Annotated in this window: 15 protein-coding genes; 7 read left to right on the forward strand and 8 right to left on the reverse strand. The window is 70.2% G+C overall.

Annotated features, from left to right (window positions below):
• Positions 1-9: 9 nt before the first annotated feature.
• From ACTVZO_RS28830 to ACTVZO_RS28845, 4 genes are all read left to right on the forward strand, one after another.
• Positions 10-1,059, forward strand: a complete 1,050-nt coding sequence (locus ACTVZO_RS28830; protein WP_443301110.1) for an agmatine deiminase family protein — start codon at positions 10-12, stop codon at positions 1,057-1,059.
• 33 nt (positions 1,060-1,092) lie between these two features.
• Entirely contained in the window at positions 1,093-1,713 is a 621-nt protein-coding gene (locus tag ACTVZO_RS28835; protein WP_443301111.1) for a TetR/AcrR family transcriptional regulator, read from the forward strand.
• A gap of 316 nt (positions 1,714-2,029) precedes the next feature.
• A complete protein-coding gene (gene cimA / locus ACTVZO_RS28840) occupies positions 2,030-3,658 on the forward strand; it encodes a citramalate synthase (RefSeq protein WP_443301112.1) in 1,629 nt (542 codons plus the stop codon).
• A 117-nt stretch (positions 3,659-3,775) separates the two neighbouring features.
• Positions 3,776-5,134: a hypothetical protein gene (locus ACTVZO_RS28845; protein ID WP_443301113.1), complete on the forward strand. Its 1,359-nt coding sequence runs from the start codon at positions 3,776-3,778 to the stop codon at positions 5,132-5,134.
• A gap of 30 nt (positions 5,135-5,164) precedes the next feature.
• Here ACTVZO_RS28845 and ACTVZO_RS28850 read toward each other — a convergent pair whose 3' ends face one another.
• Positions 5,165-5,779, reverse strand: a complete 615-nt coding sequence (locus ACTVZO_RS28850; RefSeq protein ID WP_443301114.1) for a YceI family protein — start codon at positions 5,777-5,779, stop codon at positions 5,165-5,167.
• A gap of 264 nt (positions 5,780-6,043) precedes the next feature.
• Here ACTVZO_RS28850 and ACTVZO_RS28855 point away from each other — a divergent pair, with 264 nt between their 5' ends.
• The 3 genes from ACTVZO_RS28855 to ACTVZO_RS28865 all read left to right on the forward strand — a co-directional run bounded on the left by ACTVZO_RS28855 (position 6,044) and on the right by ACTVZO_RS28865 (position 9,202).
• On the forward strand, positions 6,044-7,627 hold the full coding sequence (locus ACTVZO_RS28855; protein WP_443301115.1) for an acyl-CoA carboxylase subunit beta: 1,584 nt from the start codon (positions 6,044-6,046) through the stop codon (positions 7,625-7,627).
• A gap of 16 nt (positions 7,628-7,643) precedes the next feature.
• On the forward strand, positions 7,644-7,835 hold the full coding sequence (locus ACTVZO_RS28860) for an acyl-CoA carboxylase subunit epsilon (protein ID WP_069922094.1): 192 nt from the start codon (positions 7,644-7,646) through the stop codon (positions 7,833-7,835).
• A 149-nt stretch (positions 7,836-7,984) separates the two neighbouring features.
• Positions 7,985-9,202: an IS30 family transposase gene (locus tag ACTVZO_RS28865; protein ID WP_443298897.1), complete on the forward strand. Its 1,218-nt coding sequence runs from the start codon at positions 7,985-7,987 to the stop codon at positions 9,200-9,202.
• Positions 9,203-9,293: 91 nt separating this feature from the next.
• Here the strand turns inward: ACTVZO_RS28865 and ACTVZO_RS28870 are convergent, their stop codons facing one another.
• The 7 genes from ACTVZO_RS28870 to ACTVZO_RS28900 form a co-directional block, all read right to left on the reverse strand.
• Complete coding sequence (locus ACTVZO_RS28870) at positions 9,294-9,875, reverse strand: GTP-binding protein (protein WP_037792108.1); 582 nt, start codon at positions 9,873-9,875, stop codon at positions 9,294-9,296.
• On the reverse strand, positions 9,856-10,410 hold the full coding sequence (locus tag ACTVZO_RS28875; RefSeq protein ID WP_443301116.1) for a DUF742 domain-containing protein: 555 nt from the start codon (positions 10,408-10,410) through the stop codon (positions 9,856-9,858). Before ACTVZO_RS28875 ends, ACTVZO_RS28870 begins: the two co-directional genes overlap by 20 nt.
• A 93-nt stretch (positions 10,411-10,503) precedes the next feature.
• Positions 10,504-10,917, reverse strand: coding sequence for a roadblock/LC7 domain-containing protein (locus ACTVZO_RS28880; protein ID WP_030037347.1), 414 nt, complete (start codon positions 10,915-10,917; stop codon positions 10,504-10,506).
• 10 nt (positions 10,918-10,927) lie between these two features.
• Positions 10,928-14,122 (reverse strand): nitrate- and nitrite sensing domain-containing protein, encoded by a 3,195-nt coding sequence (locus ACTVZO_RS28885; protein WP_443301117.1) that lies wholly within the window; start codon positions 14,120-14,122, stop codon positions 10,928-10,930.
• A gap of 292 nt (positions 14,123-14,414) precedes the next feature.
• Positions 14,415-15,008, reverse strand: coding sequence for a GTP-binding protein (locus ACTVZO_RS28890; protein ID WP_362310546.1), 594 nt, complete (start codon positions 15,006-15,008; stop codon positions 14,415-14,417).
• A complete protein-coding gene (locus tag ACTVZO_RS28895; protein WP_007266775.1) occupies positions 14,989-15,381 on the reverse strand; it encodes a DUF742 domain-containing protein in 393 nt (130 codons plus the stop codon). The genes ACTVZO_RS28890 and ACTVZO_RS28895 overlap by 20 nt, the downstream gene beginning before the upstream one ends.
• 151 nt (positions 15,382-15,532) lie before the next feature.
• Positions 15,533-15,946: a roadblock/LC7 domain-containing protein gene (locus ACTVZO_RS28900; protein WP_008739864.1), complete on the reverse strand. Its 414-nt coding sequence runs from the start codon at positions 15,944-15,946 to the stop codon at positions 15,533-15,535.
• Between the last annotated feature and the right edge of the window lie 8 nt (positions 15,947-15,954).

The following is a 15,954-nucleotide window of genomic DNA, read 5'->3' on the forward strand; positions in this document are numbered from 1 at the left end:
TTCCCTGCCATGACTGCACAGCCCGTGAACAACGGATTCCGGATGCCCCCCGAGTGGTCGCCCCACGAGCGCACCTGGATGGCCTGGCCCAGCCCCAACCCCACCTTCACCAACGAGCAGGAGCTCGCCGAGGCCCGCGAGGCCTGGGGCGCGGTGGCCCGCGCGGTGCGCGCGTACGAGCCCGTGACGCTCGTGGTCTCGCCGGGCGACGCCGAGAACGCCCGCGCCATCGCGGGGGCCGGCGGGGGCCACGGGCTCACGCTGGTGGAGCGCGAGCTCGACGACGCCTGGATGCGCGACATCGGCCCGACCTTCGTCACCAACGACGCCGGCGAGCTGGCGGCCGTCGACTGGACCTTCAACGGCTGGGGCGCCCAGGAATGGGCCCGCTGGGAGCACGACTCGAAGATCGCCCGGTACGTCTCGGACGTGGCCGGCACCCGTACGTACAGCACCCCGCTCGTCAACGAGGGCGGCGCCATCCACGTCGACGGCGAGGGCACCGTGCTCCTCACCGACACCGTGCAGCTCGGCGAGGGCCGCAACCCCGGCTGGTCCCGCCGGCAGGTCGAGGACGAGATCCACGCCCACCTCGGCACCACCAAGGCGATCTGGCTGCCGTACGGCCTGGCCGGCGACTACGGCACCTACGGGACCCAGGGCCACGTGGACATCGTCGCCGCCTTCGCCCGGCCCGGCGTGGTGATGGTGCACACCCAGCCCGACCCGGCCCACCCGGACCACGAGCGGTGCAAGACCATCGCCGCGATCCTGCGGGCGTCCACCGACGCGCGGGGCCGGCAGCTCCGGGTCGTGGAGATCCCGGCGCCGACCGTGCTGGAGGAGGACGGGGAGTGGGTGGACTACTCGTACATCAACCACTACCTGTGCAACGACGGTGTCGTGCTGTGCTCCTTCGACGACCCGCGCGACGAGGAGGCCGCCGAGATCTTCCGCGGACTGTTCCCCGAGCGGACCGTGACACTCGTCGACGCACGTACGATTTTCGCCGGGGGTGGCGGAATCCACTGCATCACCCAGCAGCAGCCGAAGGTCTGACGGCCGGGGGCGCGGAGCGACGAGGAGCGGGCCATGGCGGCGGGCGGAGTACCGGTACGGGCGGCGCGGAAGAACGCGCCCCCGCGCGAGGACGTACTCGTCGCCGCCATGACCACGATCGCCGAGCGCGGGCTGGAAGGCCTGACCATGGCCGGCCTGGGCCGCGAGGTCGGCATGAGCAGCGGCCACCTCCTCTACTACTTCCGCAGCAAGGACGAGCTGCTGCTCCAGACCCTGGAGTGGAGCGAGTCGGAACTGGGCACCGAGCGGCGGGCGCTGCTCTCCCGCCGCGGCCCGGTGAGCGAGCGGCTCCGGGCGTACGTCGACCTCTACGTGCCCACGCAGCCCCGCGACCCGCACTGGACGCTGTGGCTCGAGGTCTGGAACCGCTCCCAGAACGCCGGCCCCCGGGAACGCGACCGGCAGGCCGCCATCGAGGGCGCCTGGCACCGCGACCTGGTGGCGCTGCTCGCGGAGGGCATCTCGCGCGGCGAGTTCCGCCCGGTGGACCCCGACCGGGTGGCGGCCCGCATCAGGGCCCTGCTCGACGGGTTCAGCATCCAGCTGGCGGTGGGCCTGCCGACGATGGACCGGGACGCGATCCTCGACCACGTCCGGGAGTTCCTCACGGAGTCCCTCGCCCCGCACCACTGAGGTCCGTGCCCGCATGGTGAGATCGCCGTCCATGTGCGGCGGGCGGTGTGGCACACTGCGAGCGTGCCTGCTCAGCTCATGATTATCGCCAGCAGCGCGCCGGTCCCCAGTGGCCGCTGAACCGCGGAAGAACTTCGCGGAAGCGGACACCGTGCCTCGGACCCGCGCGCAGACCTCTCGCTACCCGCGAGGGGTTTTTTCGTTTCCCGGCCCGACCCTGCCGGGGGCGGACCGCGCGCGATGATGGGGGCAGTGACGGTGGCCTGCCCCTTTGGCGGGCATCCGGAACCACTCATCCGACAGGAGTCAGATCAGCATGACGACGACACCAGAGGCGGCACCTGTGCGCTCAGGGGACCTGGACGACAGCTTCCACGTCTTCGACACCACGCTGCGCGACGGCGCCCAGCGCGAAGGCATCAACCTCACGGTCGCCGACAAGCTCACGATCGCCCGGCACCTGGACGACTTCGGGGTGGGCTTCATCGAGGGCGGCTGGCCCGGCGCCAACCCCCGCGACACCGAGTTCTTCGCCCGCGCCCGGGCCGAGATCGCCTTCAAGAACGCCCAGCTGGTCGCCTTCGGCGCCACCCGGCGCGCGGGCGGTGCGGCCGCCACGGACCCGCAGGTGCGGGCCCTGCTGGAGTCCGGCGCCCCGGTGATCACGCTCGTCGCCAAGTCCCACGACCGGCACGTCGAACTCGCCCTGCGCACCACCCTGGACGAGAACCTCGAGATGGTCCGGGACACGGTCGCCCACCTGGTGGCCCAGGGCCGCCGCGTCTTCGTCGACTGCGAGCACTTCTTCGACGGCTACCGGGCCAACGCCGAGTACGCGAAGTCCGTCGTGCGCACCGCCCACGAGGCCGGCGCCGACGTCGTCATCCTCTGCGACACCAACGGCGGGATGCTGCCCGCCCAGATCGCCGCGACCGTCGCCACCGTCCTCGCGGACACCGGCGCCCGCCTGGGCATCCACGCCCAGGACGACACCGGCTGCGCCGTCGCCAACACCCTGGCCGCGGTGGACGCGGGCGCCACCCACGTGCAGTGCACGGCCAACGGCTACGGCGAGCGCGTCGGCAACGCGAACCTCTTCCCCGTCGTGGCCGCCCTGGAGATCAAGTACGGCCGCAAGGTGCTCCCCGAGGGCGCCCTCGCCGAGATGACCCGGATCTCGCACGCCATCGCCGAGGTCGTCAACCTCGCGCCCTCCACGCACCAGCCGTACGTGGGCGTCTCCGCCTTCGCGCACAAGGCGGGCCTGCACGCCTCGGCGATCAAGGTCGACCCGGACCTCTACCAGCACATCGACCCCGAGCGCGTCGGCAACACCATGCGGATGCTGGTCTCCGACATGGCCGGCCGCGCCTCGATCGAGCTCAAGGGCAAGGAGCTCGGCGTCGACCTCGGCGGGGACCGCGCGCTGATCTCCCGGGTCGTGGAGCGGGTCAAGGAGCGAGAGCTCAAGGGCTACACGTACGAGGCCGCCGACGCCTCCTTCGAGCTGCTGCTGCGCGCCGAGGCCGAGGGCCGGGCCCGCCGCTACTTCCGCATCGAGTCCTGGCGGGCGATCGTCGAGGACCGCCCGGACGGCACCCACGCCAACGAGGCCACGGTCAAGCTGTGGGCCAAGGGCGAGCGGATCGTCGCGACGGCCGAGGGCAACGGCCCGGTCAACGCACTGGACCGGGCCCTGCGGGTGGCGCTGGAGCGCTTCTACCCGCAGCTCGCCAAGTTCGAGCTGGTCGACTACAAGGTCCGCATCCTGGAGGGCACGCACGGCACGGAGTCCACGACCCGCGTCCTGGTCGCCACGACGGACGGCGTCCGCGAGTGGTCCACGGTCGGGGTGGCCCCGAACGTGATCGCGGCCTCCTGGCAGGCCCTGGAGGACGCCTTCACCTACGGCCTCCTCCACGCGGGCGTGGAACCGGCCGAGTAGCTCCGCCGCAGGTCTCCCCTCCGGTCCCGGGGCCTCCCCTCCGGTCCCGGGGCCGGAGGCGGGCGGGCTTATGTCCAGCTCACACAGGAAAGTGCCGGTTCGGGTAGCGTCGTGGTTATGAGGACCAGGCTGATATCCGTACGTATGGGATCGGTGCTCGCCGGTCTGTTGCTGGCCCTGTCGGGGGCCGCCCTCGTGGCCGCCCCGCAGGCTTCGGCGGCCACCGGCGTGGCCGCCGTGGCGGAGGGCCTCAAGAAGGGTCCCGTCTACGTCGACCCCCGGGCCGAGGCGCAGCTGCCGAAGGCGGAGGCGGACGCGCTCGCGCAGAAGATCAAGGACGCCGGCAAGCCGGTGTTCGTCGCGGTGCTGCCGGCCACCGCGGAGTTCCCGCAGGACAAGGTGCTCAGCGCCATCCGCGCCGAGACCGGCATCACCGGGCTCTACGCGGTCCGGCTCGGCGACGGGTTCAACGCCGGCGCGGACGGCGCGGTCATGCCGGGCAACGCCGTGCGCAACCTGTCCGAGGCCGTGAAGACCGGCGGGCCGGTGGACGCGGGCATCCAGCTCGACAACTTCGTGGACCAGGCCCTGACCCAGGTCAAGGGCGGCGCTCCGGCCTCCTGGGGCACCGTCGGCGCGGACGACGGCGCTCCGGTCGCCGGCCTGATCGCGCTCGGCGCGGTGGCCGCAGTCGGAGGCGGCGGTGCGTACGCGCTGGTCCGCCGGAACCGCAAGAAGAAGGAAGAGGCCCGGCGCGAGGCGATCGAGCGGCTGAGCGTGGTCGTCGACGAGGACATCACGGCCTTCGGCGAGGAACTCGAACGCCTCGACTTCCACCCCGGCGAGCCCGGCGCGGACGACGCCATGCGCAAGGACTACGAGCAGGGGCTCGACTCGTACGAGAAGGCCAAGCAGATCATGGGCGCCGTGCGGTACCCGGAAGAGGTCACGGGGGTCACGCAGGCCCTGGAGGACGGCCGCTTCGCCCTGGCCACCCTCGACGCGCGCCGTCAGGGCAGGCCGCTGCCCGAGCGCCGCTCGCCCTGCTTCTTCGACCCGCGGCACGGTCCCAGTACGGAAGACGCCTCCTGGTCCCCGGCGGGCGGGACCCCGCGCACGGTCCCGGTCTGCACGGCGGACGCCGTCCGGCTGCGCGACGGCCAGGACCCCGCGGTCCGGACGGTCGACACGGAGCACGGGCCGCGTCCGTACTACGACGCGGGCCCGGCCTACGGCCCCTGGGCCGGCGGCTACTTCGGCGGCGGCATGCTGCCCGGCCTGCTCATGGGCACGATGCTCGGCTCGATGATGTCCAGCCCGGCCTACGCCTCGGACCTCGGCGGCACGATGGGCGGCGGCTTCGAGGGCGGGGACGTGTCCGGCGCGGACTTCGACCCGTCCGACTTCGGCGGCGGAGGCTTCGGTGGCGGGGACTTCGGCGGCGGGGGCGGATTCGACGGCGGGGGCGGCTGGTAGCCGCCCCCGGACGGTCCGCGGTCGCGCCGGTCAGGCCTGCTTGATGGCCGAGATGTCGAAGCCCAGCTTCACCTTGTCGCTGACCATCACGCCGCCGGCCTCGAGCGCGGCGTTCCACGTCAGGCCCCAGTCGGAGCGCAGGATCTCGGCGGAGCCCTCGAAGCCGACGCGCTCGTTGCCGTAGACGTCGGTGGCGGAACCGGTGAATTCCAGGTCGATGGAGAGCGGGCGCGTCACGTCCTTGATCGTCAGCTCGCCGGTGATGCGGTACGCGTCGCCGCCGAGCTGCGCCGCCGTGGTGGAGCGGAAGGTCATCAGCGGGAAGAGCTCGGCGTCGAAGAAGTCGCTGCCCAGCAGGTGCGCGTCGCGGTCGCCGATGCCGGTGTTGACCGAGCCGATCGTCACGTCGATGGTGGCCGTGGAACGGGCCGGGTCGCTGCCGTCGAGGTGCAGGGCGCCCTCGAAGGTGTCGAAGCTGCCGCGGACGTTGGTGACCATGGCGTGGCGGACGGTGAAGCCGATGCTGCTGTGCGCGGCGTCGATGACGTAGTCGCCGGTGAGGGCGGCGAGCGCCGGGTCCACGGCCGCCGGGGCGGTGGCGACGGCGGTGGCGGTGTCCTGGCTGCGGCGGGTGAAGAGGCCCATGACGTGCTCCTTGGTAGCGGTCCGAGAGTTTCTGTTGAATCTTCAACGACTTCAACGAGGACGACGTTAGACCTATTCCGTTCAAATTTCAACATCTAGCCCGCGTGTCGGGCCGTTTTGTGGAAGAAGCACAAAGGACGAAGGTCTCCTCTGGCGGAGTCCTTCGTTCCTCCGGTCGTACTGTGCGGGCCGGACAGCGGAAGACTCCCGAGACTGTGCGGAATGAACGGAGGTTTTTCATCCCGCTCTTCGTAAGGTCGGTACATGACCGTTGTGGACCAGACCCCGAGCGAGCCGACGGACGCCCGCGGGCGCGTGGCCGAGCTGCACTCCCTGCGCGAGCAGGCACGGCGCGGCCCCAGTGACCGCGCGACCGAGACCCAGCACGCCAAGGGCAAGCTGACCGCCCGCGAGCGCATCGCGCTGCTCCTCGACGAAGGTTCCTTCAAGGAGGTCGAGCAGCTCCGTCGCCACCGCGCGACAGGCTTCGGCCTGGAGGGCAAGAAGCCCTACACCGACGGTGTCATCACCGGCTGGGGCACGGTCGAGGGCCGCACGGTCTTCGTCTACGCCCACGATTTCCGCATCTTCGGCGGCGCCCTGGGCGAGGCCCACGCGACGAAGATCCACAAGATCATGGACATGGCCATCGCGGCCGGTGCCCCGCTGGTCTCCCTCAACGACGGCGCAGGCGCCCGCATCCAGGAGGGCGTCTCCGCCCTCGCCGGCTACGGCGGCATCTTCCAGCGCAACACCAAGGCCTCGGGCGTCATCCCGCAGATCTCGGTCATGCTGGGCCCCTGCGCCGGCGGCGCGGCCTACTCCCCGGCCCTCACGGACTTCGTGTTCATGGTCCGCGAGACCTCGCAGATGTTCATCACCGGCCCGGACGTGGTCCGCGCGGTGACCGGCGAGGAGATCACCCAGAACGGCCTCGGCGGCGCGGACGTGCACGCCGAGACCTCGGGCGTCGCGCACTTCGCGTACGACGACGAGGAGACCTGCATCTCCGAGGTCCGCTACCTCATCTCGATGCTGCCCTCCAACAACCGCGAGAACCCGCCCGTCCATGAGACGAGCGACCCGGCGGACCGCCGCTCCGACGTCCTCCTCGACCTGGTGCCCGCCGACGGCAACCGCCCGTACGACATGCTCAAGGTCATCGAGGAGCTCGTCGACGAGGGCGACGTCCTCGAGATCCACGAGCGCTGGGCCCGCAACATCATCTGCGCCCTGGCCCGGATGGACGGCCAGGTCGTCGGCATCGTCGCCAACCAGCCCGGCCACCTCGCCGGCGTCCTGGACATCGAGGCCTCCGAGAAGGCCGCACGCTTCGTCCAGATGTGCGACGCCTTCAACATCCCGATCATCACGCTGCTGGACGTCCCCGGCTTCCTGCCGGGCGTCGACCAGGAGCACGGCGGCATCATCCGCCACGGCGCCAAGCTGCTGTACGCGTACTGCAACGCCACCGTCCCGCGGATCTCGCTGATCCTGCGCAAGGCCTACGGCGGCGCGTACATCGTCATGGACTCCCAGTCCATCGGCGCCGACATCACCTACGCCTGGCCCACCAACGAGATCGCCGTCATGGGCGCCGAAGGTGCCGCCAACGTCATCTTCCGCAAGCAGATCGCGGACGCCGAGGACCCCGAGGCCATGCGCGTCCGCATGGTCAAGGAGTACAAGGCCGAGCTGATGCACCCGTACTACGCGGCCGAGCGCGGCCTCGTCGACGACGTCATCGACCCCGCCGAGACCCGCGAGACCCTCGTGTCCGCCCTCGCGATGCTCCGCAACAAGCACGCCGACCTGCCGTCCCGCAAGCACGGCAACCCGCCGCAGTAGAGGAGAAAAGCCACCGATGAGCACCGACACCCTGCTGCGCGTCGAAAAGGGCAACGCCGAGCCCGAGGAGCTGGCCGCGATCACCGCGATCCTGCTCGCCCGTGCCGCCGCCACCCCCGAGACCGTCCCCGCCCCCCGCTCCCAGGCCGGCTGGCGCCGCCTGGAGCGCACGCCGGGCTTCCGCGCCCCGCACAGCTGGCAGGGCTGAGCCACCGCGCCTGGAAGGCCCCGCACCCCGAAACGGGTGCGGGGCCTTCCGCGTGCACCGGGCACAGCCCCCGGGCGGGCAGCGCGAAGGCCCCCCGTGTCGTCCTTGGGTTCTAGAAGTCGTCGCAACACCCCAGCTCAAGGGGTGCGATGGAGTTCGAGATCCGCGAGGTGCGGACGGTGGCCCAAGGCCGTCGGAAGCTGGTCCGTGAGCGGGAGGAATACTTCCGGCTCATGGACCAGGGCCTGAGCAGTTCCGAAGCCTGCAGACGAGTCGGGATCAACCTGCGCACGGGCAAGCGGTGGCGTAACGGCCGCAACCCGTCGGGCCGGCACAAGGCGGCACCACCGGTTCGTCCGGTGGTGCCGCCTTCCGCGTCGTCGCGGTATCTGTGTGAGGCCGACCGGATCCACATCGCAGACCGGCTGCGGGAGAAGGCCACGATCCGGGCGATCGCGGCCGAGCTGGGCCGCAGCCCGTCCACGGTCAGCCGGGAGCTTCGCCGCAACCGGCACCCGGGGAACGGGCAGTACCGGCCCTTCGCGGCGCAGGCCCGGGCCGATGACCGCCGGCCACGGCCCAAGCCGCGCAAGATCAGCCAGAACCCCGAGCTGAGAGCCGCGGTCCAGGCCGGCCTGGACGAGCTGTGGAGCCCGGAGCAGATCTGCCAGGCTCTGCGGGCACAGTTCCCCGACCGGCCGGAGATGCACGTGGTCCACGAAACCGTCTACCAGGCCCTCTACGTCCAAGGACGCGGGGAACTGCGCAGGGAGCTCGCCGGAGCACTGCGGACCGGACGGGCCCGCCGCAAGCCCCACCGCCAGGCCCAGCAGCGACGGCCCCGCTTCGCCGAGCCCATGGTCATGATCAGCGAGCGTCCCGCCGAGGCGGAAGACCGTGCGGTCCCCGGCCACTGGGAAGGCGACTTGATCATCGGCAAGGACAACGGGTCCGCGATCGGAACCCTGGTCGAGCGGGCCACCCGATACGTGATGCTCGTGCACCTGCCGGACGGCCGGAGCGCCGAGCAGGTCCGCGACGCACTGCAGGAGACCGTCCAGCTCCTGCCTGCCCACCTGAAACGGTCCCTGACCTGGGACCAGGGTTCGGAGATGGGCCGCCATCACGAGTTCACCGTCGCCACCGACGTTCCGGTCTACTTCTGCGATCCGGCCAGTCCCTGGCAGCGCGGCTCGAACGAGAACACCAACGGCCTGCTGCGGCAGTACTTCCCCAAGGGCACCGACCTGTCCGTCCACGACCGGGAACACCTCGACGCCGTCGCCGCCCAGCTCAACGGCCGCCCACGCAAAACGCTCGACTGGGAAACCCCAGCCGAGCGCCTGCATAAACTGCTCGCGGCCTGATCAACATGACCACGTGTTGCGACGACCCCTAGAAAGCACCGTCCGACACGGGGGGCCTTCGGCGTGTGTTCCGGCGGGGGACCCGGCGCCGCTAGCGCAGGCGGGCCATCAGGGCGTGCTCGACCAGGGTGATGAGCGCGCTCTTGGCGTCCGCGCGGTGGCGGGCGTCCGTGGTGATGATGGGGGCGTCCGGGCCGATCTGCAGGGCCTCGCGGACTTCCTCCGGGGTGTAGGGCTGGTGACCGTCGAAGCCGTTGAGGGCGATGACGAACGGCAGGCCGCTGTTCTCGAAGTAGTCGACGGCGGGGAAGCAGTCGGCGAGGCGGCGCGTGTCCACGAGCACGACGGCGCCGATGGCGCCGCGCACGAGGTCGTCCCACATGAACCAGAAGCGGTCCTGGCCCGGCGTACCGAAGAGGTACAGGATCAGGTCCTGGTCCAGCGTGATGCGGCCGAAGTCCATCGCGACCGTGGTGGTCGTCTTGTCACCGGTGTGGGTGAGGTCGTCGATGCCCGCCGAGGCGGAGGTCATGACGGCTTCGGTGCGCAGCGGGTTGATCTCGGAGACCGCGCCGACGAACGTGGTCTTGCCCACGCCGAAGCCGCCCGCCACCACGATCTTCGCGGAGGTGGTGGAGCGAGCCGCTCCGCCGTTAGAGCTTGCGAAGTCCACTGAGCACCCTTTCGAGCAGTGTCACATCTGGCTGGCCGCCGGCAGACTCGTCGCCGCCGGGCTGGTGAATGGCGACAAGGCCCGCCTCCGCCAGGTCGGCGACGAGGATGCGGGCGACACCAAGAGGAATGGAGAGAAGTGCCGAGATCTCCGCGACGGATTTGATCTCCTGGCACAGACGGCAGATGCGCTGGTGCTCGGGCAACTGCCCTTGCAGCCGCGCGGGGTCGGCCGTGGTACTGACCAGCGCCTCGATGGCGAGCTGGTAGCGCGGCCGAGTGCGGCCGCCGGTCATCGCGTACGGGCGCACCAGCGGGTTGTGGGCCTTCGGGGCCGGCTGACGCGCGGCGCGCGGAGGCTGCTGCTGATGAGGCATCTGCGGCTGCTGGGGCTGTCCGTACGACTGCTGCTGGTAGGGGTTGTGCTCCGGCACGGGCCGGCTGGGAGCAGAGGGAAAGTTGAAGCGGTTCTGGTCGTGCTGTCCACCCTGCGGCTGCTGAGCGCCGCCATAAGGATGACCTCCGGGTGTTGTCACGTTTCCTCCTCCGACTCCAAGAACGCAGTACTCCCTGTGGAACCGCGCCACCGCACCCTATGGTGCGATGGCGCGAAACGCACTGCCTGTCTGCTAGTTGAGAAGACTTCCCTGCAGCTCGGCGCGCAGGTCCGGGGTCAGGACACTGCCCGCACGATCCACCAGAAGGGCCATCTCGTAGCCGACGAGGCCGATGTCGCACTCGGGGTGCGCGAGCACCGCGAGCGAGGATCCGTCCGAGACGGACATGAGGAAGAGGAACCCCCGGTCCATCTCGACCACGGTCTGGTTGACGGCGCCGCCCTCGAAGATGCGGGAGGCTCCGGCGGTCAGCGAGGTCAGTCCGGAGGCCACGGCCGCCAGCTGATCGGCGCGGTCGCGCGGAAACCCGTCGGACATCGCCAGAAGGAGTCCGTCGGCGGAGACCACCACGGTGTGGGACACCCCAGGGGTGTTGTCCACGAAGTTGGTGATCAACCAGTTCAGGTTCTGTGCCGCCTGGCTCATCGGGCTCACACTAACGCTCCTGGTCATAGCTGTTACTTGACTGCTCAGATCCCGCGCTGCGTCCCTGCTGGACACCCCGCCGCAGGTTGCTCAACCTGCCGCGGACGTCCTCCGGAGCGCGGGAGACCTGGGGGCCGCCCTGCGGGGTCGTCTCCGCCGCACCCTCGACCAGGTTGGCCTTGGGTACCCGCCGAGGGAGACCGGACGGGGTGACCCCGCCGGCCTTCGGCTCACGGAGTTTGCCGGCCTGCTGCCAGCGCTCGTCGTTGCGCGAGCGCCAGGCGGCGGTTCCTTCTGTCTCCTCCGGGGACCGCTCCGGTTCAGCGGGCTGCTGCTGACGCTGCGGCCGCTGCTCGAAGAGGGATCCGGTGGACTCCGCTTCCTGCTGTGCCGGCTGCCACTGCTGCTGGCTGCCGCGTCGCGGCAGGCCCGCTCCGGTCATCTGGTGACCGGTGTCGGCAGCGGCGCCCGGACGGTCGAAGCCTACGCGCTCCGGCGCCGCTTCGGGTACGGCCGGGGATTCCGATTCGGTCCCGTAACCCTGCTGGTAGGCAGCCGGGTAGGTGTTCTGACCGGGCCACTCGGCCTGCTGCGACCGGGAATCGTAGCCACCGTCGTACTCAGGGGTGGTCTGCCGGCGGTCCTCGTAGCCGGCTTCCGGATACGAGTAGCCCTGCTGCGGGTACTCCTCGTACGCCTGCTGCCCCGCCGGTGTCTCGTACGAGCCGTCGTAGCCCTGCTCGGGCTGCTGCTCGTAGCCCTGGTACGGCTGGTAGCCGTGTTCGGGCTGAGGTTCCGGATACTCCTGGGCAGCCTGGTCGTACTGCTGCTCCTGATCCTGCGGGTAGCCGACCTGGGCCTCCAGCGCCGCCCGCCGCTCCTCGCGTCCGAGGGACCGCCCGACCGGGTCCAGTTCGCGGACCTCGCCGCCCTGCTGGTCGTAGCGGGAGTCGTCGAAGCCGAGCTCGGCGGCCGTGCGCAGCGGGGCGGCCTGCTGGGCCTGCTGCTGCGGGATCATCGAGGAGACCGTGAAGTCGTCGTCCGGAATACCCTCGCCACCGCCACCGTGGGTGATGGCGTCGGGGAGCATGATCAGCGACGTGGTGCCGGCCGCCTCGCCCGAGGGGCGCAGCTGGACGCGGATGCTGTGGCGGTCCGCCAGCCGGCCGACCACGAACAGACCCATGCGCTGCGAGATCGCGGCGTCCACGGTCGGCGGGTTGGCCAGCTTGTGGTTGATGTCCGCGAAGTCCTCGGCGGTGAGGCCGATGCCCTTGTCGTGGATCTCGACCATCACGCGGCCGTCCGGCAGACGCGTGGCGTTGACCCGGACCTTGGTCTGCGGGGAGGAGAACGTGGTGGCGTTCTCCAGCAGCTCGGCGAGCAGGTGCACGAGGTCGGTCACGGCCTGGCCGTGGATCTCGGCCTCGGAGACGCCCGACAGCTCGATGCGCTCGTACTGCTCCACCTCGGAGGAGGCGGCGCGCAGGACGTCGACGAGGGGCACCGGCTGGTCCCAGCGGCGGCCCGGCTCCTCACCCGCGAGGATGAGGAGGTTCTCGCCGTTGCGGCGCATGCGCGTGGCCAGGTGGTCCAGGCGGAAGAGGTTCTCCAGCTGGTCCGGGTCGGCCTCGTTGTTCTCCAGGTCGGTGATGAGGGTCAGCTGGCCCTCGATCAGCGACTGGTTGCGCATGGAGAGGTTGGTGAAGATCGCGTTGACGTTCCCCCGCAGGAGCGCCTGCTCGGCGGCGAGCCGGACCGCTTCCCGGTGGACCTGGTCGAAGGCGCGGGCGACCTCGCCGATCTCGTCCTGGGAGTCGATCGGGATCGGCTGGACGCGGGTGTCCACCTTGCCCGGGTCGGTCCGCGAGAGCTGGTCGACGAGCATCGGCAGGCGCTGCTCGGCGATGTCGAAGGCGGCGGAGCGCAGGCGGCGCATCGCGCGGCCCATCTGGCGGGCCATGAGACCGGCCATGATGAAGGCGGCGAGCAGGGCCACGACCACGATGGCGCCGTTGACGATGGCGTCGGTACGGGCCTCGTCGGAGACCGCGACGGCGTCCTTGATGGCCTTGTCGAGGAGGTCCTTCTCGATCTCGTCGTAGCCGTCGAACTTCGCGGTGGCCGCTGCCTGCCAGGCCATCGGCGTGGTGCCGTTGGCCGCGAGCTTGGTCTTGTTCTCGCCGCCGGCTATCGCCTCGGTCATGCCGGTGAGCACCGACTTGTTGGCCGCCACGGGCGGCGGCACGAAGCGTACGCCCGCCTCCTCGGCCTTGGCCTTGGCCTCGGCGAGCTTGTTGGCGCCCTCGTCGGACTTCTTCTGCATGACCTGCTTGAGGCGGTCCACGTCCTCTTCGGTGCCCGCCGCGACGTACTCGCCGATGGCGATTTCCTCGAGGTAGGCGTACGAGGAGAAGGCGACCAGCTGGCTCTTGCGGATGTCCTCGTTGGCGCTCGGCCGGACCAGCAGGTGGGTACCGACGGCACGCTGCAGCGAGTTGGCGGCCTTGGCCAGCTGGATCGCGTAGACCATGCGGCCGTACGAGGTCACGTTGCCGGTGCCCAGGCCGAGCTCGTTGGAGAACTGCATGAGGTAGTGCTGGACCAGCACATAGCCCTCTTCGGTCGGGATCGGGCCCGCCGCGGTGGGGAGGTTCTTCTTCGGGGTCTCCGCCGCGGCGAGGTACGCCGTCTCACGGACCGTCTTGAGCTTGGGTTCGTCCCCGCGGAAGAGGTCCAGGCGCCGTTCCAGGCCCAGGTTCTTCGGCATGTCCTGGACGGCCTGGTCGAACTTCACCTTGGCCGCGTCGGTCGTGCCGCGGGCCTTGGTGACGATCTCGCTGTTGGGGTTGCCGCTCAGCAGCGGCTCGGCCGTGAGGTCGCGCTCGTTGAGCAGGGCCTGGCTGTACTCGGAGGAGGCCTGTACGACCCTGGCTATCTTCTCGGCGTCCTTGGCCTCGTTCCAGGTGTCGACGGAGCCCTTCACCTGGAAGCCGCCCATGACCAGGCCGACGAGGGCGGGCACGAGCAGGATGGCGTTCAGGCGGGTCGGCACGCGCCAGTTGCGGGGCGAGAATCTGCTGGCACTCCCGCCGCTCACCGGCGGTTCAACGGGCACGTCGACGGGCGACGCGGCCGCTCGCGGCGGCGGGGTGAAGTTGCCGCGCGCGGGTTCATCCGCGGGGCTCGTGTTGCTTCGCCTCACTCGACCAACAACCTCTCGGCGGTGCTACTAGCTAGTTCGTTGAATTCCAGCACGGTTAACGGCCGTGTTCCAAACAGTTGAAACCGGCCATTCCTAGAGCCTTATGCCCCACATAAATCGGACATAAAGAGCTTCCTGCGGCAAAAATAGAGCGAGTTGTGCGCGTAGCGGCACCGGCCGAACGCGCCCCGTTGTCAACTGGCGGCAATTGTCTGTCGAAACGTTATGAAGCAGAAGGGCGGGCCGTGTCCTATGACACAGCCCGCCCCCCGAGTACGGCAGGTGCACAACGCTACTTGAGCCGCGCCATGAGGGCGTGCTCGACGAGCGTGATGAGTGCGCTCTTGGCGTCCGCGCGGTGGCGGGCGTCGGTGGTGATGATGGGGGCGTCCGGGCCGATCTGCAGGGCCTCGCGGACTTCCTCCGGGGTGTACGGCTGGTGCCCCTCGAAGCCGTTGAGGGCCACGACGAACGGCAGGCCGCTGTTCTCGAAGTAGTCGACCGCGGGGAAGCAGTCCGCCAGCCGGCGCGTGTCGACCAGGACGATCGCCCCGATGGCGCCGCGGACCAGGTCGTCCCACATGAACCAGAAGCGGTCCTGGCCCGGCGTACCGAAGAGGTACAGGATCAGGTCCTGGTCCAGCGTGATGCGGCCGAAGTCCATCGCGACGGTCGTCGTGGTCTTGTCGCCGGTGTGCGTGAGGTCGTCGATGCCCGCCGAGGCGGAGGTCATGACGGCTTCGGTGCGCAGCGGGTTGATCTCGGAAACGGCGCCGACGAACGTGGTCTTGCCCACGCCGAAGCCGCCCGCCACCACGATCTTCGCGGAGGTGGTGGAGCGCGGCGCCGCGGCGTGAGGGCTTCCGTTAGAGCTTGCGAAGTCCACTGAGCACCCTTTCGAGCAGCGTGACGTCCGGCGTGCCGCCGGCCTCTCCATTGCCCGGCTGGTGGATGGCCACCATTCCGGCCTCCGCCAGGTCGGCGACGAGGATCCGGGCGACACCGAGCGGCATCGACAGCAGTGCGGAGACCTCGGCGACCGACTTGACCTCGCGGCACAGGGTGCAGATGCGCTGGTGCTCCGGGAGCAGGCCGGACAGGTGCATCGGATCGGCCGTGGTGCTCACCAGGGCTTCGATCGCGAGCTGGTAGCGGGGCCGGGTCCGGCCGCCGGTCATCGCGTACGGACGCACCAGCGGCTGGTCGCCTTCCGAGTACGAATCTCCGTACGCATCGGGATAGGCGGGGGGCGGGGTCATTGATCCTCCGGGCTGGACAGCAGTGGTCAGCGTGCCGTCTGACGGGGCGGCCGGTGGGGGGACGGTATGACGGCCTGGCGGTGGTACTGGGTTCCGGGGCGAATGCTCCGGTCCCCCGGCCGTTAGTACCGTCCGGCCGGGGGAGGGGGAGTCAGATGAGCAGGCTTCCCTGGAGTTCCGCGCGCAGGTCCGGGGTCAGGACACTGCCGGCGCGGTCCACGAGGAGGGCCATCTCGTAGCCGACGAGGCCGATGTCGCACTCGGGGTGCGCCAGTACGGCCAGGGAGGAACCGTCCGAGACGGACATGAGGAAGAGGAATCCCCGGTCCATCTCGACCACGGTCTGGTTGACGGCGCCGCCCTCGAAGATGCGGGAGGCTCCGGCGGTCAGCGAGGTCAGTCCGGAGGCCACGGCCGCCAGCTGATCGGCGCGGTCGCGGGGGAATCCTTCGGACATCGCCAGAAGGAGTCCGTCGGCGGAGACCACCACGGTGTGGGACACCCCAGGGGTGTTGTCCACGAAGTTGGTGATCAACCAGTTCAGGTTCTGTGCCGCCTGGCTCATCGAACTCA

This window comes from Streptomyces sp. IBSNAI002, from assembly GCF_052244475.1.
Lineage (GTDB): Bacteria > Actinomycetota > Actinomycetes > Streptomycetales > Streptomycetaceae > Streptomyces.

Excerpts from the sequence above, each read along its gene's own strand:
- ACTVZO_RS28830 (WP_443301110.1), top strand. The coding sequence starts at position 10 with ATGACTGCACAGCCCGTGAACAACGGATTCCGGATGCCCCCCGAGTGG.
- ACTVZO_RS28835 (WP_443301111.1), top strand. The coding sequence starts at position 1,093 with ATGGCGGCGGGCGGAGTACCGGTACGGGCGGCGCGGAAGAACGCGCCC.
- cimA (WP_443301112.1), top strand. The coding sequence starts at position 2,030 with ATGACGACGACACCAGAGGCGGCACCTGTGCGCTCAGGGGACCTGGAC.
- ACTVZO_RS28845 (WP_443301113.1), top strand. The coding sequence starts at position 3,776 with ATGAGGACCAGGCTGATATCCGTACGTATGGGATCGGTGCTCGCCGGT.
- ACTVZO_RS28850 (WP_443301114.1), bottom strand. The coding sequence starts at position 5,779 with ATGGGCCTCTTCACCCGCCGCAGCCAGGACACCGCCACCGCCGTCGCC.
- ACTVZO_RS28855 (WP_443301115.1), top strand. The coding sequence starts at position 6,044 with ATGACCGTTGTGGACCAGACCCCGAGCGAGCCGACGGACGCCCGCGGG.
- ACTVZO_RS28860 (WP_069922094.1), top strand. The coding sequence starts at position 7,644 with ATGAGCACCGACACCCTGCTGCGCGTCGAAAAGGGCAACGCCGAGCCC.
- ACTVZO_RS28865 (WP_443298897.1), top strand. The coding sequence starts at position 7,985 with ATGGAGTTCGAGATCCGCGAGGTGCGGACGGTGGCCCAAGGCCGTCGG.
- ACTVZO_RS28880 (WP_030037347.1), bottom strand. The coding sequence starts at position 10,917 with ATGAGCCAGGCGGCACAGAACCTGAACTGGTTGATCACCAACTTCGTG.
- ACTVZO_RS28895 (WP_007266775.1), bottom strand. The coding sequence starts at position 15,381 with ATGACCCCGCCCCCCGCCTATCCCGATGCGTACGGAGATTCGTACTCG.
- ACTVZO_RS28900 (WP_008739864.1), bottom strand. The coding sequence starts at position 15,946 with ATGAGCCAGGCGGCACAGAACCTGAACTGGTTGATCACCAACTTCGTG.